This is a genomic window from Planotetraspora silvatica (assembly GCF_016863315.1).
GTDB lineage: Bacteria > Actinomycetota > Actinomycetes > Streptosporangiales > Streptosporangiaceae > Planotetraspora > Planotetraspora silvatica.
This window is the reverse complement of the sequence record NZ_BOOQ01000016.1, coordinates 85061-104453: the sequence shown is the minus strand read 5'-3', so window position 1 is coordinate 104453 and position 19393 is coordinate 85061. Positions and strand designations below refer to the sequence as shown.

General features: G+C 69.4%; 18 protein-coding genes. 9 read left to right on the top strand and 9 right to left on the bottom strand.

Going from position 1 to position 19393, the window contains the following annotated elements:
* Nucleotides 1-101: 101 nt before the first annotated feature.
* Nucleotides 102-1040: a MerR family transcriptional regulator gene (locus Psi02_RS13865; protein WP_203974162.1), complete on the top strand. Its 939-nt coding sequence runs from the start codon at nucleotides 102-104 to the stop codon at nucleotides 1038-1040.
* Nucleotides 1041-1280: 240 nt separating this feature from the next.
* Nucleotides 1281-1733 (top strand): hypothetical protein, encoded by a 453-nt coding sequence (locus Psi02_RS13860; RefSeq protein ID WP_203974160.1) that lies wholly within the window; start codon nucleotides 1281-1283, stop codon nucleotides 1731-1733.
* A gap of 39 nt (nucleotides 1734-1772) precedes the next feature.
* On the opposite strand, the gene Psi02_RS13855 is transcribed toward Psi02_RS13860, so the two are convergent.
* The 3 genes from Psi02_RS13855 to Psi02_RS13845 form a co-directional block, all read right to left on the bottom strand.
* Nucleotides 1773-2999 carry an acyl-CoA dehydrogenase family protein gene (locus tag Psi02_RS13855; RefSeq protein ID WP_203974158.1) on the bottom strand — a complete coding sequence of 409 codons (1227 nt, stop codon included), beginning with the start codon at nucleotides 2997-2999 and terminating at the stop codon, nucleotides 1773-1775.
* A 96-nt stretch (nucleotides 3000-3095) separates the two neighbouring features.
* Nucleotides 3096-4049: a glucosyl-3-phosphoglycerate synthase gene (locus Psi02_RS13850; RefSeq protein WP_203974156.1), complete on the bottom strand. Its 954-nt coding sequence runs from the start codon at nucleotides 4047-4049 to the stop codon at nucleotides 3096-3098.
* Between the two features lie 94 nt (nucleotides 4050-4143).
* Nucleotides 4144-5613 carry an XRE family transcriptional regulator gene (locus tag Psi02_RS13845; protein WP_239094870.1) on the bottom strand — a complete coding sequence of 490 codons (1470 nt, stop codon included), beginning with the start codon at nucleotides 5611-5613 and terminating at the stop codon, nucleotides 4144-4146.
* A 243-nt stretch (nucleotides 5614-5856) separates the two neighbouring features.
* Between Psi02_RS13845 and aceA the strand changes: the two genes are divergently transcribed.
* Entirely contained in the window at nucleotides 5857-7149 is a 1293-nt protein-coding gene (aceA, locus tag Psi02_RS13840) for an isocitrate lyase (protein WP_203974154.1), read from the top strand.
* Between the two features lie 157 nt (nucleotides 7150-7306).
* Here aceA and Psi02_RS13835 read toward each other — a convergent pair whose 3' ends face one another.
* The 3 genes from Psi02_RS13835 to Psi02_RS13825 form a co-directional block, all read right to left on the bottom strand.
* Nucleotides 7307-8110, bottom strand: a complete 804-nt coding sequence (locus tag Psi02_RS13835) for an ABC transporter ATP-binding protein (RefSeq protein WP_203974153.1) — start codon at nucleotides 8108-8110, stop codon at nucleotides 7307-7309.
* Nucleotides 8111-8141: 31 nt separating this feature from the next.
* Nucleotides 8142-9626 (bottom strand): serine/threonine-protein kinase, encoded by a 1485-nt coding sequence (locus Psi02_RS13830; protein ID WP_203974151.1) that lies wholly within the window; start codon nucleotides 9624-9626, stop codon nucleotides 8142-8144.
* Between the two features lie 174 nt (nucleotides 9627-9800).
* Entirely contained in the window at nucleotides 9801-10781 is a 981-nt protein-coding gene (locus Psi02_RS13825) for an alpha/beta hydrolase (RefSeq protein WP_203974149.1), read from the bottom strand.
* Between the two features lie 119 nt (nucleotides 10782-10900).
* Between Psi02_RS13825 and Psi02_RS13820 the strand changes: the two genes are divergently transcribed.
* The 4 genes from Psi02_RS13820 to Psi02_RS13805 are packed head-to-tail and all read left to right on the top strand — an operon-like array spanning nucleotide 10901 to nucleotide 13695.
* Entirely contained in the window at nucleotides 10901-11284 is a 384-nt protein-coding gene (locus Psi02_RS13820; RefSeq protein ID WP_203974147.1) for a DUF3052 family protein, read from the top strand.
* Between the two features lie 55 nt (nucleotides 11285-11339).
* A complete protein-coding gene (locus tag Psi02_RS13815) occupies nucleotides 11340-12113 on the top strand; it encodes an ABC transporter permease (protein ID WP_203974145.1) in 774 nt (257 codons plus the stop codon).
* Nucleotides 12106-12894, top strand: a complete 789-nt coding sequence (locus Psi02_RS13810) for an ABC transporter permease (RefSeq protein WP_239094869.1) — start codon at nucleotides 12106-12108, stop codon at nucleotides 12892-12894. Before Psi02_RS13815 ends, Psi02_RS13810 begins: the two co-directional genes overlap by 8 nt.
* Entirely contained in the window at nucleotides 12895-13695 is an 801-nt protein-coding gene (locus tag Psi02_RS13805) for an ABC transporter ATP-binding protein (RefSeq protein ID WP_203974143.1), read from the top strand. It abuts the gene before it with no gap.
* Here Psi02_RS13805 and Psi02_RS13800 read toward each other — a convergent pair.
* Nucleotides 13625-14095 carry a hypothetical protein gene (locus tag Psi02_RS13800; protein WP_203974141.1) on the bottom strand — a complete coding sequence of 157 codons (471 nt, stop codon included), beginning with the start codon at nucleotides 14093-14095 and terminating at the stop codon, nucleotides 13625-13627. The two genes, Psi02_RS13805 and Psi02_RS13800, sit on opposite strands and share 71 nt — an antisense overlap.
* 174 nt (nucleotides 14096-14269) lie before the next feature.
* Here Psi02_RS13800 and Psi02_RS13795 point away from each other — a divergent pair, with 174 nt between their 5' ends.
* Nucleotides 14270-15697 (top strand): pyridoxal phosphate-dependent decarboxylase family protein, encoded by a 1428-nt coding sequence (locus tag Psi02_RS13795; protein ID WP_203974139.1) that lies wholly within the window; start codon nucleotides 14270-14272, stop codon nucleotides 15695-15697.
* 33 nt (nucleotides 15698-15730) lie between these two features.
* Here Psi02_RS13795 and folP read toward each other — a convergent pair whose 3' ends face one another.
* Nucleotides 15731-16576, bottom strand: coding sequence for a dihydropteroate synthase (gene folP / locus Psi02_RS13790; RefSeq protein WP_203974137.1), 846 nt, complete (start codon nucleotides 16574-16576; stop codon nucleotides 15731-15733).
* Between the two features lie 83 nt (nucleotides 16577-16659).
* A complete protein-coding gene (locus Psi02_RS13785; RefSeq protein WP_203974135.1) occupies nucleotides 16660-17529 on the bottom strand; it encodes a LysR family transcriptional regulator in 870 nt (289 codons plus the stop codon).
* Between the two features lie 407 nt (nucleotides 17530-17936).
* Here Psi02_RS13785 and Psi02_RS13780 point away from each other — a divergent pair, with 407 nt between their 5' ends.
* Nucleotides 17937-19340, top strand: coding sequence for an LCP family protein (locus Psi02_RS13780; protein WP_239094868.1), 1404 nt, complete (start codon nucleotides 17937-17939; stop codon nucleotides 19338-19340).
* Nucleotides 19341-19393 lie beyond the last annotated feature (53 nt).

Below are 19393 nucleotides of genomic sequence, written 5' to 3'. Positions count from 1 at the left end.
AATCCTGAGCGACTTCCGTGAGGATCGAAACTCGATCTGATCGACTTCCTGGCGCGGAACGCGCTTGAGTCTCCAGTAAGGGGAGGCGCGAGAGTGGGGACATGGACGGCGACGCGCTCTACTCGATCGGTGATCTGGCCCGGCGGACCGGGCTGACGGTCAAGGCCATCCGGTTCTACTCCGACTGCGGAATCGTGCCGCCGACCGACCGCAGCCCGGCCGGCTACCGCCTCTACGGCATCGACGCCGTCGCGCGCCTGGACCTCGTGCGGACGCTGCGCGACCTCGGAGTGGACCTTCCCACGATCCGGAAGGTCGTGGACCGGGAGAGCTCGCTCCCCGACGTCGCCGCGGCGCACGCCGAGGCGCTGGCGGTGCAGATCCGAACGCTGCGCATGCGGCGCGCGGTGCTGACGGCGGTGGCCAAGCGCGGATCAACCCCTGAGGAGATGGATCTCATGCACAAACTGGCCAAGCTCTCCGAGGACGAGCGTCGCCGCCTGATCGGCGAGTTCCTCGACACCGCCTTCGGCGGCCTGGACCCTGACGCCGAATTCGTGGGAATCAGGCGCTCCATGACCCCCGAACTGCCCGACGACCCCACGGCCGAGCAGGTCGAGGCGTGGGTGGAGCTGGCCGAACTGTCCCAGGACCCGGATTTTCGCGCCGGCATGCGGCGTACGGCCGAGCAGCACGCGACCGAGCGTGCCCAGGGCGACACCACGACCCTGCGCCGCGACTCGGCCGCGATGGTCCGTGACCATGCCGGCCCCGCCCTGGCAGCCGGCGTCGACCCGGCCTCGCCCCAGGCCGATCCGGTTGTCGCGGCGGTCACGGCCCAATACGCGCGCGTCTTCGACTGCCCCGACGACATCGACCTCCGGCACCGGCTGCTGACCCGGCTGGAGCAGGCGAACGACCCGCGCAGGGAGCGGTACCTCCAGCTGCTGGCAGTGATCAACGACTGGCCGGCCCCCGAAAGCCTGGCGCCGGTGCTGGACTGGTTCATCCCGGCCTTGCGCGCCCGGATACCGGGATAGCCGGCCCGTCGCGACACCGCCGCCACTGGGGCTCCCGCCTAAGGCGACTCGACCACGGATTGAATTCGTGCGCGGTGACCGAGCCCACCTGCGCGACGAGTGCAATCGATCAAGGTATGCCGATTCGGTGCCGATTCGAAATGGCATCTATGCCGTCGGGCAGAGATAACCGATCAGATTGACTGCACTCGACACACTCCCGAAGGGAGAAATCTCGTGAGGTCGAAACACCCAAGGTGGATGACCCGACTCGGAGGCATCATGGCCGCGGTGCTGGCCGGCGGCCTCGTCGTCGCCGTGCCGGCGTCGGCGGCACCGTCGACGGCGCTGATCGGAGCCTGCACGTCATCGTCGACAGCGCGTACGTCGGACCCCTATTCGCACACCTTCTCCATGCGCAGGTACTGCCCGACGGCCAACGCGCCTGTCCACAGCTCGGCCTTCTACGACTCGAACTTCGCTTCCAAGGGCACGTTGAACGCCGGCAACGACTGGTTCCTGTGCTACGTGATCGGCTCACCCACGAGCGGGACCTATGGTAGTTCGAACTACTGGTACTACACCCACGGTGACACCTACAGCTCGCCGGCACACAACTCGTGGGGGTTCGTAGGGAGCGGATGGATTAACGCCCTCGACGCGAACATCACCGTCGGAATGCCGCAGTGCACGTTCACCTTTGTGCCGATGTGAGCCATTCAGGCGACCTGAGATCTCGAGGGAACGCCGAACTCAGCGGACGGGCAGGCCGGTGACGGCGCGGCCGATGATGAGGCGCTGGATCTCCGACGTGCCTTCGAAGATGGTGAAGATCTTGCTGTCGCGGTGGAAGCGTTCCACCGGGTGCTCGCGGGTGTAGCCGGCGCCGCCCAGGATCTGGATGGCCTGCTCGCTCACCCACACCGCCGTCTCGCTCGCCACGAGCTTGCTCATCGAGCCCTCCGCGTGGTCGAGCGGACGGCCGTGCCTGGCCATCCACGCCGCCCGCCAGGTCATCAGCCGCGCCGCGTCGATCCGGGTGGCCATGTCCGCGAGCAGGAACGCGACCGCCTGGTTCTCGCCGATCTTCCGGCCGAACTGCTCGCGTTCCCCGGCGTAGTCCCGGGCGTACTCGAACGACGCCCGAGCCAGGCCGACGGCCATGGCGGCGACCAGCGGCCGGGTCGACTCGAACGTGCGCATGGCGGCCTGCTCGCCGCTCTTGGCTCCGCCGCGTACGCGGGCCAGCCGCGCGTCCAGCTTGTCCTTGCCGCCGAGCAGGCACGAGCCGGGGATCCGGACGTGGTCGAGGACGACCTCGGCGGTGTGGGAGGCGCGGATGCCGTGCTTCTTGAACTTCTGCCCCTGGGACAGGCCCGGTGTGCCCGGCGGGATCACGAAGGAGGCCTGGCCACGGGTGCCGAGCGAGGGGTCGACCGAGGCGACGACCACGTGCACGTTGGCGATGCCGCCGTTGGTCACCCAGGTCTTGACGCCGTTCAGCTCCCATTCGTCCGACGCTTCGTCGTAGACGGCACGCGTCCGGATCGAGCCGATGTCGCTGCCCGCGTCGGGCTCGGAGGCGCAGAAGGCGCCCAGCTTGATGTCGTCGACGGAGCCGAACATCTGGGGCAGCCACTCCCCCATCTGCTCGGGCGTGCCGTTCGAGGCGAGGGACGCCGCGGCGAGGCCGGTGCCGACGATCGACAGGCCGATGCCCGCGTCACCCCAGAACAGCTCCTCGAAGGTCGCGGGCAGACCGAGCCCGGACTCCTCGAACCACTGCGTGGCGAAGAAGTCGAGCGAGTAGAGACCGATCTTGGCCGCCTCCTGCAGGACCGGCCAGGGAGTCTCCTCCCGCTCGTCCCATTCCGCTCCGGCAGGACGGATGACGTCACGAGCGAACTCGCGCGCCCAGTCACGCACCTCGCGAACGTCGTCACTCAGCTCGGGGTTGAAGCCCGTCGTGTTGTCGGTCATCGAGTCCTGTCCATGGGGAAAGCCGAAAGGGGGGACCAATGGAGAGGAATGCTACCGACCAGTAACAGTCACCGATAATTCACCCCCAGGTTAGAGCTACAACCCCCGGCCGGCGTACTGCGGGACGGTCACCATGGGTGGCCGCTCGGCGACCGTGACGTCCCTGACCAGCGGGTCGTGACCGTACAGTCCCCGCCGGAACTGGGTCACCTGGGCCGACGGGACGTGCAGAGACACGATCTTGCCCTGCCGTTCGAGGCGGGACCAAGCCGTGTGCATGATCTGCCCGGCCATCCCGCCGAGCGCCTCGGTCGACTGGTGGGAGTGCACCCTCCTGCCCAGGTCCACCTGGGCCAGGGCGTCGAGCCCCGCGAACTCGAGCAGGTCGATCAGCAGGGCCATCTCGACGCCGTACCCGCTCACGAAGGGCACCCGCTCCAGGGCGCTGCGCCGTCCGGCGTACTCCCCCGAGAGCGGTTGGACGAAGCCGGCGAGCAGCGGCCAGTGCAGGTTGAGCAGCGGCCGCGCGACGAGTTCGGTGACCCGTCCGCCCGCGCCCTGCACCCCCGACAGCGGCCTGTCGTAGCACCCCTTCACGTACGCGATCGAGGGGTCCACCAGCAGCGGCCCGAGGAGCCCGGTCACGAACGAGGTGCGGAACTCCCGCAGGTCGGCGTCAACGAAGACGATGAGGTCCCCCGTCGTCACCGCGAGCGACTTCCACAACGCCTCGCCCTTGCCGTCGAGCGGTTCCAGTTCGCACAGGATCTCGTCCTGCGCGAAGACCTTCGCCCCGGCTTGTACGGCCTGCGCCGCGGTGTCGTCGGTCGACCGGGAGTCGATGACGATGAGCTCGTCGACGAGGGGCACCGACTCGACGAGGTCGCGCCGGATCGCGCCGACGATCTCCCCCACGGTCTCGGCCTCGTCGCGCGCCGGGAGGACCACACTGATCCGCGTGGTCCCCTTGGCAGCCATCAGGGTGCCGATCGGCCAGTCGGCGGAGGATGTGGTGCGGCTGCGCAGCCAGGTTTCGACCTCAGGCAGCACGCATGATCCTCTCATCGACCTCTGAGTCCACGGCCATCACCCTACGGTGCGCCGGAGGGCCTCTGGAGCCCCGGGTGACCGGACGAGGGCGCGGTCAGGACGCCGCATGGCGGTCGAGGAAGGCGTAGACGTCCGCCTCGTCGACGCCGGGGAACGAACCCGGAGGCAGCGCGGCCAGGATGTGCGAGTTGGCCAGGACCGAGGGCCAGGCGTACCCCTCCCACCGCTGCGCCAGGTCGGCGGGCGGCCGCCGGCAACACTCCCCGTTCGGGCAGTTCGACTTGGTCCTGCTGGTGGTCTCCCTGCCACGGAACCAGCGCGACTCCCGGTACGGCACGCCGAGCGTGATCGCGAAATCCTTCTCCTGCGACGGGTCGACGTGGGCCACGCAGAAGTAGGTCCCCGTGGGGGTGTCCGAGTATTGGTAGTACAGCGAGAACCGGTCGGGCGACTGGAACACCTGACGGCCGGACCATCGCAGGCAGAGTCGCTGGCCCTCGATTGCCCCCTGCTCGTCGGCGGGGAAGACGATCCCGTCGTTCTCGTAGGCCTTGTAGATGATCCCGCCCGCGTCGTTGCGCACGAAGTGGCACACGAGGTCCAGGTGGCGGGTGGCGAGGTTGGTGAACCGGTGGGCCGCCATCTCGTAGGAGACCCCGAAGACGTCCCTGAGGTCCTCGACGGACAGCGCCTTGTCCTGCTTCGCCTCCAGCAGGAACGGCACGGCCGCCGTCTCCGGGACCAGCACGGCCGCCGCGAAGTAGTTCGCCTCGACCCGCTGGCGCAGGAAGTCGGCGAAGTCGCGGGGCTTGTGGTGCTGGAGCGCGAAGTGGCCGAGCGTCTGCAGCAGGATCGTCCGGGGGGTGTGCATCCCCAGCTGCTCGCGTTTGAGGTAGATCCGCCGGTTCCTGAGATCGGTCACCGACCGGGCGGATCGGGGCAGGTCCTGGGCCTGGTGGACGGTGAACCCGAAGTGCGAGACCAGCGCCTGGACGGTGCTCTCCGACAGTGGGCCCATCCGGTAGCCCACCGCCGCGAGGGCTTCGGCGGCCGCCTGCTCGATGTCCTCGAAGTAGTTGCCGAGCTCCCGCTGCTCGCGCCGCAGGTCGGCGTTCGCCGCACGGGCCTCCTCCGGGGTGGCCGTGCCCTTGGCCTCGCGCGCCTTCAACTCGTCGAACAGGCCGAGGATGTGCTCCAGCACGTCGTTCGGCACCCGCGCGGAGACCTTGAGCCGGCTCAGCCCGAGGCTCGTGTACAGCGGATCGCGCTGGGCCTCTTCCAGGGCGATCTCCAGCTGCGCCCGCCGGTTGGGCGCCTGCCTGCGGAGCAGTTCCTCGATGGGGACGCTCAACGCGGCGGCCAGGGCCTTCAGGAGCGACAGCTTCGGCTCGCGTTTGCCGTTCTCCAGGAGGGAGAGCTGGCTGGGCGCGCGTCCCACCCGCTCACCGAGCTCGGAGAGGGTGAGCCCACGTTGCCTCCGCAGGTGCTTGAGGCGTTGGCCGAAGGCCAGAAGGTCCAGCTCCTGCGTCAAAGACAGTGGTTCTTCACCCAGCAAGGACGGCATGGCTCGATCCTAAGCGGAATTTCCACCCTTCTTCCAGCCTCCCGGGCACCGCCCCGCGAAGATTGGTCTAGTCCATGCGGAAAAACTGACGATTCTTCTCATCAGAATACCGGCGAGTATTCGAATATATGGAATATTTTCCATTTTTGCCTTCGAATCCTCCTTGTTGATCTCTGCCACCGGGAACAAACTCGGAACAAGCACCCAGGTGACGGCAGAGCACGCAACGAGGGAGTGACGGACATGTCAGACCGAATCGCCGCTGAGGCCGAGCAACTACGCCACGAATGGGAGACCGACCCCCGCTGGAAGGACGTCGAGCGGACCTACACGGCGGAGGACGTGGTCCGGCTCCGCGGCTCGGTGCAGGAGGAGCACACGCTGGCCCGGCTCGGCGCAGACCGGCTCTGGAAGCTGCTCACCTCGCAGGACTACGTCCACGCTCTCGGCGCGCTGACCGGCAACCAGGCGGTCCAGCAGGTGAAGGCGGGCCTCAAGGCGATCTACCTGTCCGGCTGGCAGGTCGCCGCCGACGCCAACCTGGGCGGGCAGACCTACCCCGACCAGAGCCTCTACCCTGCCAACTCGGTTCCCGCCGTGGTCCGCCGCATCAACAACGCGTTGCTGCGCGCCGACCAGATCACCTGGTCGGAGGGCGATGACGTGGCCCCCCACTGGCTGGCGCCCATCGTGGCCGACGCGGAGGCCGGCTTCGGCGGCGTGCTCAACGCGTTCGAGCTGATGAAGGGCATGATCGCCGCAGGTGCGGCGGGCGTGCACTGGGAGGACCAGCTCGCCTCGGAGAAGAAGTGCGGCCACCTGGGCGGCAAGGTGCTGATCCCGACCGGGCAGCACATCAAGACCCTCAACGCGGCCCGCCTCGCGGCCGACGTCTGCGGAGTCTCCACACTGGTCATCGCGCGGACCGACGCTCAGGCCGCGACCCTGCTGACCAGCGACGTCGACCCCCGCGACCGCGCCTTCGCGACCGGCGACCGCACGGCCGAGGGCTTCTACCGCGTCCGCAACGGCGTCGACGCGTGCATCGCCCGCGGCCTGGCCTACGCGCCCCACTCGGACCTGCTGTGGATGGAGACCTCCACCCCGGACCTCGACGTGGCGCGCGAGTTCGCCGAGGCGATCAAGGCGCAGTACCCGGACCAGATGCTGGCCTACAACTGCTCGCCGTCGTTCAACTGGAAGAAGCACCTCGACGACTCGACCATCGCCAAGTTCCAGCGCGAACTCGGGCACATGGGGTACAAGTTCCAGTTCATCACCCTCGCCGGCTTCCACTCGCTGAACTACTCGATGTTCGACCTCGCCCGCGGCTACGCCGAGGACGGCATGACCGCCTACGTCGGGCTCCAGGAGGCCGAGTTCGCCGCGGAGAGCCGCGGCTACACCGCCACCCGCCACCAGCGCGAGGTCGGCACCGGATACTTCGACCTGGTCAGTACGGCCATCGCGCCGGACTCCTCGACCACGGCCCTCACGGGCTCCACCGAGGAGGCGCAGTTCGCCGAGTCCCACTGATCACTGATCGATCGGGCACAGTGATCAACGAAGCTCACTGACCCCGGCGACGGCGCTGCCGGTCGGAGACCCAGGCCCCGCCACGGAGCCGCAGGTCACCCCTCGGGATCTGACGGCCACCGGCGGGGCCTGCCCGTGCCGTCCCAGGCGACCTGCGTCAGGCCCGTACGGCCCGCGCGTACCACCGGCCGTCGACGGAATCGAGCCGGAGCGGCCGCCCGAAGCAGTCCGACAGGGCGGTTCCGGTGAGGACCTCCTCCACCGGGCCGGCGGCGACCACACGCGTGTCCTTCATCAGCAACGCGTGGGTGGTGGTCGCGGGCACCTCCTCCAGGTGGTGTGTGACCAGCACGGTCGTCAGGCCGTCACGTGTGCGCGCGAGGTCTTCCAGCGCCTCGATCAGGTCCTCCCTGGCGGGCAGGTCGAGCCCCGCGAACGGCTCGTCGAGCAGCAGGATCGCCGGATCGGCCATCAGCGCCCTGGCCACCCGGATCCGCGCCTTCTCCCCCTGGGAGCACACCAGAAAGGGGCGATCGGCCAGTTCCTTGCACCCGAGGTCGGCGAGCAGCCGGTGAGCCCGCTCCCGCTCCGCGTCGCCGTACCGGTCCCAGAGCGGCGCGCTCGTCCCGGTGTGCCCGGTGAGGACGACCGTCAGCGCGGTCGCGACCTCCTCCTCCAAAAGCGCCTCGTCGACCAGTCGCTGGCTGGCGGCCACCAGGCCGATGTCCCGGCGCAGCTCACGCAGATCGGTCCTGCCGAGCCGCTTCCCCAGCACCGTGGCGCTTCCCGAACTCGGATGGCGGACGGCCGCGGCCACCGAGAGCATCGTGGTCTTCCCGGCGCCGTTGGGCCCGAGGAGGACCCACTGCTGCCCGTGGTCCACCCTCCAGTTCACCTCGGACACCAGGGTGCGGCCGACCACGCGGACCGTCATGTCGTCAAGCTCGAGCGCTGCCTCCATGCGCCCAAGGATGCACCACTCCCGCGTGTGGTCAGCCGGGCGGGGGGACGAGGCTCGCGCTCGGACTGGGGCTCACCTCGGGACTGGGCACGGGAGAGGGACTCGGTTGAGGCGGCACCTCGTCGTCGGGGGACGGCTGGGGATCGTCGGGGGACGGCGGCGGCGGTTGCGGCGGTTGCGACGGTTCGCAGCCCGCCGGCCTCTCCGCCCCGGGAGCGCACGGGTCCACCGGCGGAGCCGACCTCACCGGCTGCCCTCCCCTCGCGAAGGGAACGGACGCCGTCGCGGTGACCGTCGTGCGTACGACGGGGCTGAGGGTCGTCGACGGCGGGCGCGCAGGCGGCGGGGTCTGCTGCGGCAAGGACGCGGCCTCGTCTCCCGGCATCACCACGGGGACGACCGGGGGAGGCTCGGTGCCGCCTCTGAGGCGGGCCACCCCGGACCCCGTCGCGACCACGGTCATCGCGGCGATCGTGACCGTCGCCAGGGCGGCGAACCCCGCGTGGGTGACGTGACCACCCGTCCTGCCGACCCTGCGGCGTGAGACCCTGCCGTGCGCCCGCTCGGCCGTGACCTCCTCGTCGTCCTCCGGGTACGGCACGGCCTGCCAGGTCTCCTGCATGATCCGACCGACGGCGTCGCGGACGTCCCCCGGCATGGCGATGCCTCCCACGGCGAGCAACGCCGAGAGTAACTCTCCGGCGTCGGGACGCTCGGCGGGCTCCTTGCGCAGCGACGCGGAGACGCTGTCCCACAACAACCGGGGCACGCCCGCGATGCGCGGCTCCTCCACCAGGATCCGCCGGCTGACCACGTCGAGTTCCCCCGTGCCGAACGGGTGGAGCCCGGTGGCGGCGAACGCGACGAGGCACCCCCAGGAGAAGACGTCCGAGGCCGGGATGGCGGGGCCGCCGGTCAGCCGTTCGGGGGCGACCCAGCCGGGACTTCCCATGATCTGGCCCGCCTGGGTGTGGGCGGTGGCGGTGTCCACGTCACGGGCGATTCCGAAGTCGATGACGAAGGGACCCCGGGGAGACAGCAGCACGTTGGCGGGCTTGAGATCACGGTGGACCAGGCCCGCCTCGTGAGTGGCGAGAAGGGCGGCCGCCGCGCCGAGGGCCACGCCGTACGCGAGATCGGGAGTGAGCGGGCCGCCGTGGATGACCACCTGGGAGAGAGCGGGCCCGGGGATGTACTCGGTGACGATGTAGGGGCGGTCGCGGTCGAAGCCGTCCTCGATCGCGGTCGCGGTGTAGAAGGGCACCACGCGGCGGGAGAATTCGGCCTCCTCGGCGAATCTCGCCCGGAGCGTGGGATCCGACAGGTGCATCGAGTGGGGCGTCTTCACCGCCACCAGGCCGCCCTCGGGATGCTCGGCCAGGTAGACCACGCCCATGCCGCCGCTGCCGAGGCGCCCGAGCAGCAGGTATCGCCCGATGATCACCGGATCGCCCACCGTCAGCGGCCGCACGCCCCGGGGCATGCCGTTCTGGGGGCCGTTTCCGCCACGCGCCATCCGGAAGCTGCCTCTCTCACGGAAGTACCGCACAGCACACTGTGCTCTCTTGGAACGCGACAGGGGCGGGACTGACCGGAAGGGGCATCCGAGGTAAGGCCAATGGCACCTTTAGGTAAGAGGAATTTGGGAAACCGCAGGTCACAAGCGTCTCATTGGTTACAAATAACTACATCACGCGGCTTCCTGCCCGGATCGCCCTGTCCGCGCCTCGACCGCTCCGATGAAACGGGAGATGTGCTGGAAGACCAGTCGCGCCTCGGGGACGACGTCGGCGAGGATCGCGAAGACGTGCGGCATGCGATTCCACTCTTCGTAGGTCACCGGGACGCCGTTCTCCCTGGCGCTCGCCGCGACCCTGCGGCCGTCGTCACGCAGGATCTCCGTGGAACCCGTCACGATCATCAGGGGAGGGATGCCGGTGTAGTCCCCGAACACGGGCGAGACCAAGGGGTCGCGGCAGTCGAGGCCGTCGGTCCAGCGCCGGGCGAGCCAGTCCACCCGGCTCGCGGGGAGCAGCGGGTCGGACCAGCAGTTGACCCGGCGGCGCACGTCGCTGAGGTCCGTCCAGGGAGACATGCAGATCGCGGCGGCGGGCAGCGGCCGGCCCTGGTCGCGCAGGGAGAGCAGGGTGGCCAGGGCCAGATGACCGCCGGCCGAGTCACCCGCGAGCAGGATGTCCCTGGGATGGTGCCCGCGGTCGAGAAGAGACTGGTAGGCCTCGAGGGCGTCGGTCAGCGAGTGGGCGAGGGTGTGGATCGGCCCTTGCCGATAGTCGATCGCCAGCACCGGCCGCTTGGCGACCGCCGACAGCCTCCAGGTGATGGGGCGGTGCGTGGCCGCGGAGCAGATGAAGTAGGCGCCTCCGTGAAAGTACAGAAGCGCCTTGCTCTCATCGATGTCGTCCCCGCCTCGCACCCACTCGCCCGTGCAGGACTCGAATCGCTCCCGTCGCACCGTGACGTGCTTGGGCAGGATCCCGGGGACCCGCTCGCCGAGACAGATCAACCGGCTGGCGACGGCCATGCCGGTTGTGTTGCGAAGGAGGAGGGTGGAGATCGGTTTCATCGTGCCGCGCAGGACCCCGTTGAGTGCCGCCGCCTGCCAGCTGACCGGATATTCCGGATGAATGTCCGCGTCGATCTCGTCCGACATGCAAACCTCCCAAAAGGGACATACCCGGCTAGGCAATCGTTCTACCGGTTGGTACGTTTCACCTGCCTTACAGAGTTGTTACGGTCCAGTAACGTTCACAGTCTGAGGATCCCCCCGATATGAGTAGATATGCCGGAATCCCGCTGGTACGGAAGCTCGGCATCAAGCCAGGTCACCGCCTCCGGCTCATCGGAACCCCTCCCGACCCCCCGGAGTTGGGCATCGAGGGCGACGACGGCCCCGAGCCGTACGACGTGATCCTGCTCTTCTGCCGCGACGAGGCGGCGTTGCGGCGGGGGTTCACCGCGGCGGTGGAGACGCTCGCGCGCGACGGCGGGCTCTGGGTCTGCTGGCCGAAGAAGTCGAGCAGGGTGGAGACCGACCTGTCCGACGACAGGGTCAGGACCTTCGGGCTCGGCCAGGGTCTGGTCGACAACAAGGTCTGCGCCGTGGACGCCGTCTGGTCGGGGCTGCGTTTCGTCTACCGCCTGGCCGACCGATGACTTAGGATCATCGCGTTCTCCCCGGCCTTGGAGGTGCCCGCTCTTCATCCTCTATGTGCGGCTGATCGGTTACGGCTTCCGCAGGCACGCGACCTACTGGGCGGCCGCGGCGGCTGGCGCGTTCACCAACACCGTCTTCGGGATCCTCCGCGCGTACGTCCTGATCGCCCTCTGGCAGGCGCGGCCCGGCCTCGGCGGATACGGGGTCGTCGAGGCGGTGACCTTCTGCTTCCTGACCCAGGCGTACATCGGGCCGATGCAGGTCTTCGGCGGAGGCCTGGACCTCCCCCAGCGGATCCGCACCGGAGACGTCGCCCTCGATCTCGTGCGCCCCGCGTCGCTCCAGCTCTGGAGCCTTTCCGAGGACCTCGGGCGGGCCGCCTACCTCTTCGTCGCCCGCAGCGTCCCGCCCGCCCTGGTCGGCGCCCTGCTGTTCGGCATCGTGCTCCCCCCAGGCCCGGCCACATGGGCCGCGTTCATGGTCAGCTTCGTCCTCGGCGTCGTCGTCAGCTTCGGCTGGCGCTACCTGGTCGCGCTTGCCACCTGCTGGGTGATCGACGACCGCGGGCTCTCGGTCCTCTCGATGATCCTTACCACGTTCTTCAGCGGTCTCATGCTGCCACTGGTGATCTTCCCCGGCTGGCTGGGCACGCTCGCGCGGGCGCTGCCCTGGTCGGCCATGGTCCAGGTGCCCGCCGACGTGTACCTCGGGAAGACCCCGGTCGCCGGCGCCCTCGCCTTCCAGGCGTTCTGGGCGGCCGTCCTGCTCGGCGCCGGTGCCCTGGCCACGGCCGCCGCCCGCCGCAAGGTGGTGATCCAGGGTGGTTAGGACGTACCTGCTCCTGGTTTGGGCCTGGACCCGCGCCGCCGCCCAGTACCCCGTCTCCTTCGCCCTCATGACCGTCGGCGGCTTCGTCGCCAGCGGCCTCGACGTCGCCGTGATCTGGGTGATCTTCACCAACACCACCAGCCTCGGGGGCTTCGACCTCGGCGAGGTCATGTTCCTGTACGGCACGGCCTGTCTGTCCTTCGCCATGGCCGACCTGCTGTTCGGCAACGTCGACCGGATCAGCCAGCACATCAGGGCGGGCACGTTCGACACCATGCTGATCCGGCCGGTGAGCCCGTTCGTGCAGATCGCGACCGAGCGGTTCGTGCCGCACCGGATCGGCAAGGTGATCCAGGCCGCCGCGGTCCTCGTGTTCGCGCTGGCCCGCCTCGACGTCTCCGACGGGCGGGCCTGGATGATCCCTGTCATGATCGCGTCCGGCACGGTGATCTTCACGGCGCTCTGGGCGCTGGGCGGCGCGGCGCAGTTCCTGCTCACCGACGCTCCCGAGGTGGCCAACGCCTTCACCTACGGAGGCGCGACCCTCATGCAGTACCCCCTCAGCGTCTACGGGGGAGAACTCGTCCGCGGCGTCACCTACGTGCTGCCGCTGGCGTTCGTGAACTGGCAGCCGGGGCTCTACGTGCTCGACCGGGAGGATCCGTTCGGCCTGCCGTACTGGCTGCGTTTCCTCTCACCGGCCGCCGCCGCGGCGATGGCGCTCGTCGCGGCCCTCGCGTGGCGGACCGGGATCCGCCACTACCGATCGACGGGGAGCTAGATGATCGAGGTCGACCGCCTGGGGCGGACGTTCAAGGTGCGCGGCACGGTGACGCACGCCGTCCAGGACCTGTCCTTCGGCGTCGAGGCCGGGGAGTTCGTCGGCTATCTGGGCCCGAACGGGGCGGGTAAGTCGACGACGATCAAGATGCTCACGGGCATCCTCGCTCCCACCTCCGGCCGCCTGCGGGTGGCCGGGCTCGACCCCTCACGCCGCCGTACGGCTCTCGCACGCAAGATCGGCGTGGTCTTCGGCCAGCGGACGACGTTGTGGTGGGACCTGCCGCTCAAGGACAGCTTCGAACTGATCCGGCTCCTGTACAAAGTAGATCGCGGAGCGTTCCGCAGGAGGCTGGACGAGCTGTGCGCGCTCCTCGACATCGGCGACTTCCTCGCCACTCCGGTGCGGCAACTCAGCCTCGGGCAGCGGATGCGGGGCGACATCACCGCGGCGCTGCTCCACGACCCGCCGATCCTGGTCCTCGACGAACCCACCATTGGGCTGGACGTCGTCAGCAAGGCGGGAGTGCGGGACTTCCTGCGGCGGCTCAACGCCGAGAACGGGACGACCATCCTGCTCACGACCCACGACCTGGGCGACGTCGAGCGCCTGTGCCGCAGGGTGATGCTGATCGACCACGGCCGGCTGGCCTTCGACGGCACGGTCGCCGACCTGCGGGCGATCGTGCCGGGCGAGGCCTCCATCGAGGAGGCCGTCACCCACCTCTACCTCAGTAGCCGACGGTCTCCTCGTACTCCTCCTCCTCGTCCCGCACAGGACCCGCCCAGCGTGACGGCATGAGCACGGGAACGAACAGGGCCACACCGAGCATGCCGAACACCCCGGTGGACAGCAGGCTCAGCATGCCCCGGCCCGCCTGCACGAGATCCAACTGGAGGCCGGAGCCGGTGGGAGCGAGCCCCGCGGCCCGGGAGACGTCGAGGACGTAGACCACGGTCCAGGCCAGCAGCACGAGGGACGGGATGAACGTGGCCAGTGGAGAGACCCTGCCGACCAGCACGAGGCCCAGAAGCAGCCCCACCACCGCCATCACTCCGATGGCGATCAGCATCCGTGTGTCCTTGGCCGGATCGAGGTTCTGGGCCGCGCCCCGGACCACCTCCTGCGACGCCCAGCCACCACCGAGAAGAACGGCCGCGGCGACGACGACGCCCAGCAGCAGCCCGAGAAAGTGCCGCATGCACACCACCTAGTCAGAGGTTCGCGGCAACCATAGCGACAAAGCGTCACAAAGAGCACCCCACTTGAAGAGTTAGGTCAGACCGGTTCCAACATGCATGTCTGATGAGGAGAAGGACCCCTCGCGAGGCCGGGTGACTCCCGTTAGCATCCTCGTGAACGCGAGGAGATCGACATGCTTCCCGAGCACGGCAGGACCGCGCAGGACCTGCTCGCCGAACTGTCCGCACTGAAGGCGGCCGATCTTCCGGTTCGTGGCGGCAAGGTGACGGCGTACGTCTACGACACGGGACGGCCGGAGGTCCATGAGACCGCCCACCGCGCCTACGCCGAGATGCTCGAGGTCAACATGCTCGACCCGACGGCGTTCCCCAGCATGGTGGCGATCGAGAAGCAGGTCGTCGGCGCGGTCGCGGAACTCCTCGGGCGGCCGGACGCGCCGGGGATCTTCACCAGCGGCGGCACCGAGTCGATCATGCTGGCGGTGAAGGCGGCCCGCGACTCCGGCCCCGGCGGCGGAGAGATCGTCCTGCCGGTCACCGCCCACCCCGCGTTCCACAAGGCGGCCCACTACCTCGGCCTCGAGGTGGTCCCCGTCCCGGTGGACCCGGTCACCTTCAAGGTCTCCGCCGAAGCGGTCGAGGCGGCGATCACCGGCAGAACCGTCCTCGTGGTGGCCTCGGCGCCCTCCTACCCCCAGGGCGTGATCGACCCGATCGAGGAGATCGCCGCGCTGGCCTCGGCGAGAGGCGTGCTCTGCCACGTGGACGCCTGCGTGGGCGGCTGGCTGCTCCCCTGGCTCCGGGAGGCGGGGGCGGCCGTCCCGCCGTTCGACCTGAGCGTGCCCGGCGTGACGTCGATCTCGTGCGACCTGCACAAGTTCGGCTACGCCCCGAAGGGCGCCTCGGTGCTGCTGTTCCGGGACGCCGGGTTGCGCAGGAAGGCCTACTTCGCCTCGGCGGCGTGGCCGGGCTACACGATCATCAACGCGACCGTGCAGAGCTCGCGGTCGGCCGGCCCGCTCGGCGGCGCGTGGGGCACACTCCAGGCCCTCGGCACGCAGGGCTACCAGGAGCTGGGCCGTACGACCCTGGAGGCGACCCGGCGGCTCGTCAAGGGCGTCGGCGCGATCCCGGGCCTGCGCGTGCTCGGCGAGCCGGAGTCGTCACTGGTCGCCATCGCCGGCTCCCCCGAGGTCGACGTCTTCGTGGTCTCCGACGAGGCAAGGAGGCTCGGCTGGTTCCTCCAGCCCCAGCTCTCGTACGCGGGGATCCCCGCCAACCTGCACATCACCGTCACCGGCGTCACTCTGTCGGGCGTCGACGCCCTGCTCGAGGTGATCGCCGCCGCCACCGAGGCCGCCCGGGCCAAGGGGCCGGCCGTGGTCCCCGACGGACTTCCCGAGCTGATCGCCGGGCTCGACCTCGACGCGCTCGACGACGCCACCTTCGCCGAACTCGCCGCGTCCGTCGGCATCGACCTGCGCGGCTCCGGCGGCGCCGGGCAACCCGAGATGGCCGTGGTGAACGCGGTGCTCGACGCGCTGCCCGCCCCGACCCGTGAGGCGATCCTGGTCCGCTTCCTGTCGGTCATGTACTCCTGACGCCCGGCCCGCCTCCCCCGGAGCGGACCGGCGTCACCCGTCCCTGAGCCTGGCGACGGCGGCGAGGGCCGCACGGGCGCCGGCCGCGTCGTGCACGCGGAAGACCCGGGCGCCCTGCACCGCCGACACCGCGAGGGTCGCCAGCGTTCCCTCATGCCGCCGCTCGACGGGCAGGCCGCCCAGCGCCTCCCCCACGAAGTCCTTGTTGGAGACGGCCACCAGGACGGGCCAGCCCGTCGCGACCAGTTCGCCGAGCCGCCGGGTGACCTCCAGCGAGTGCCAGGTGTTCTTGCCGAAGTCGTGGGCCGGGTCGATGAGCACGGCGTCCCGGCGAACCCCCAGCGAGACGGCCCGCTCGGCCAGTGCGGTGGTGTAGCCGATCACGTCGGCCACGATGTCGGCGTAGCCGATCCGGTGCGGCCGGGTCCGCGGCTCCACCCGCCCGGCGTGGGCGCACACGAGGCCGATGCCGTACGCCCCGGCGACCTCGGCCAGCCCGGGATCGACCCCGCCCCAGGTGTCGTTCAGCAGGTCGGCCCCGGCGTCCGCGACCACTTTGGCCACCTCGGACCGCCACGTGTCGACGCTGATGATCACATCCGGATGGCGGTCCCTGACGGCCGCGACCACGCCCGCGACCCGGTCGATCTCCTCCGCCGGGCCGACGACGTCGCCGGGACCGGCCTTCACACCGCCGATGTCGACGATGTCGGCGCCCTCGTCGATCAGACGCGTGGCCGCGTCAACGGCGGCGGTGAAGCCGAAGGTCGCCCCCCTGTCGAAGAAGGAGTCGGGTGTCCGGTTGACGACGGCCATGACGGCGAATTCGCCCGGCCCGAGCGTGCGGCCCCGAAGACGCAGAGCAGACGGAGTAGACATCGTGGCCAGACTACTCGGCGCCGCCCGCCTCGGCCGCCCGCGTGATTCGACGGGTTGGAACGCTCCAATCATGTTGCCGGCGATCAGGCGGCGGAGCCGCCTTCCGCCAGGGTCAGGAAGTCCTGCGCCACCGTGGTCAGCCGCTTGCGGGCGTGGACCACAGCGATGATCTTCTTGAGCTGGGGATCGAGGGAGCGGACCACCAGTCCCGTGCGGGCCGCCTGGTCGGCCATGCCGCGGTACCACAACAAGGACGCCTTGCCGTCCCGGACGGCACGCAGCCAGCCACCGCGCTCGTCCGTCTCCACGGCGGGGATGGGGCGCACGCCGTAGGTCGCGAAGATGTGGTCGAACTCCCGCCGCCTGGGGCTTCCCGGTGCGGGCAGGACCAGCCGGAGGCCGTTCAGCCGTGCCAGGGGGACGGGGTTCGGCAGATCCGCGCCGGGAGGCGAGATCAGCACGATCTCCTGGCGTTCGACCGGATGGCTGACGAGATCGGTCGGCACCGGGAGGTCGGTCAGGCCGAGGTCGGCGCGCTGCTCGCGGACGGCGCTCACCACGGCCTCGCGGCCCTCGCATCTCACGATGTGCACCCGGACGTCCGGATGCTCGGCCACATAGGCGGGCAGCAGGCGCCCCGCGAGGCCGGGTTCCAGACTGGGGGTCGAGGCGACCCGGAGCTCCGAACCCGACGACGGCGTGTTCGTCGCCAGCGCCTCGATCTCATGGACGGCGTCGAGCGCCTCCCGCGCGAGCTTGACCACGCGGCGACCGTGCGCCGTCACCACCACGCCCCTGCCCGAGCGCGCGAAGAGCGTCATTCCGAGTTCCCGCTCAAGGTCGCGTATCGCGCGGGAAAGGGCGGGCTGGGCGATGTAAAGCGATCTTGCGGCATCGGTCATGGTGCGGTGCTCCGCGGTGGCGACGACATAACGGAGCTGCTGCAGATTCATACGAAAAACGCTAGGGCAGACGAGCCCGGCGATTCCGGAACATCGCAGAGATCACCTCGGATGATTACGCATTGTGCCCGGTTGTTGCTACATCCGTGACGGATGGGAAATGAGTGACTTTTGTCGTACATTCACCGCACTTGGGCGAGGTGTCACCGAGCGGCGCAATCGAAGATCCGCACATCCGTTCCTTCTTCCCGAAACGCTGGATGCGGCCTCTTTTTGATAACTATTGATAGGAAGGAAGAATAACGCCGGACTTGTCCGCATTTCTGGCTACAATCCCGTCCCAAGCTTTTACGGGAGGGGAGCCAGTGGTGAGTCAAGCCTCGCGGGGGACGGCTGACGAGTCCGGAGGCAAGCGGCGACCACGCCCTGCTGGCGGGGGACCCCGTTTCGTGCGTCCGGTGACGACGGGTTCCCTGATCGGGTGGACGGCCCTGTCCGCGGTGATCCCCGGAGCGGCGCACCTGAGAGCGGGCAGGCGGGCCACCGGGTTCATCCTGCTCGGCGTCTTCGGCGCCGCGCTCGCGGGCCTCGTCGTCTTCGGCCTGCAACTCACGCAGAACGCGGGCGCCGCGCTCAGGGACAGCACGCTCAACGCCGTCATGATCGGCGCGGGCGTGTGCGCGCTCGCCTGGTTCGCGCTGATCGTGTTCTCGTTCATGGCGCTACGCCCCGACCGTCTTCCGCGGGGCGGCCAGGTGGTGGCGGGCATCATGGTGGGCGTCCTGTGCATCGCGGTGATGGCGCCCTTCGGGTTCACCATCAGCACGGCCAAGACCGCGAACGACCTCCTCGACGCCGTCACGGCGCCCGAGCCGGCGTCGGGCGTGACCGCCTCTCCCATCAGGGCGGAGGACCCGTGGAACGGGCGCAAGCGGGTGAACTTCCTGCTGCTCGGCGGCGACGCGGCGGGCAACCGGATCGGCGTGCGCACCGACTCCATGACTGTGGCGAGCGTCGACATCGCCAGTGGGAACACGGTCCTGTTCAGCCTCCCCCGCAACCTGCAGTACGTGCGCTTCCCTCCGTCGAGCCCGCTGCACAAGCAGTTCCCCAACGGCTTCGACGCCGAGGGCCAGGGCCTGCTCAACTCGGTCTGGTACTACGCGGACAACAACCCGCAGATCATGGGCGGGAAGAACCGCGGCGCCCAGGCGCTCCGCGACGCGATCGGCTACACGCTCGGATTGGACATCGACTACTACGCGATCGTCGACATGTTCGGCTTCGCGGCGCTGATCGACGCCGTCGGCGGACTGAAGATCAGGGTCGAGCGCGACATCAAGTGGGGCGGGCACTTCGGCACCGCCGGCACGATCAAGGCGGGGTATCGGCAGCTGGACGGCGAGCAGGTGCTCTGGTACGGCCGTTCCCGCGTGGAAAGCGATGACTACTCCCGGATGGCCCGCCAGCGCTGCGTCATCGGAGCCATGGCGCAGCAGGTCACCCCGGCCACCTTCCTCACCAACTTCACCAAGATCGCGGCGGCCGCCCGGCACATGTTCCGCACCGACATCCCCCGCGACCTGCTGGAGCACCTGGTCCCCCTCGGCCTGAAGGTGAAGGGCGCCAAGATCACCAGCCTGCAGTTCGTACCCCCGCTGATCTACACCGGCGATCCGGACTGGAAGAAGATCCGCACTCTCACCAGTCAGGCGATCAAGGATTCGATGGCCGACACCGGAACCGTCGCCGCCAACGCGACATCGACGCCCACGCCGACGAAGACCAAGTCGAAGCCTCACGAGACGCCCACCCCGAACAAGGACGGCGCCAAGAGCCTCGACGAGTTGTGCGGCTTCTAGGCTCGCGGTTCGTCGTGCCCGCCCCGGCGCGGGCACGATGAAAGGGGCGGACG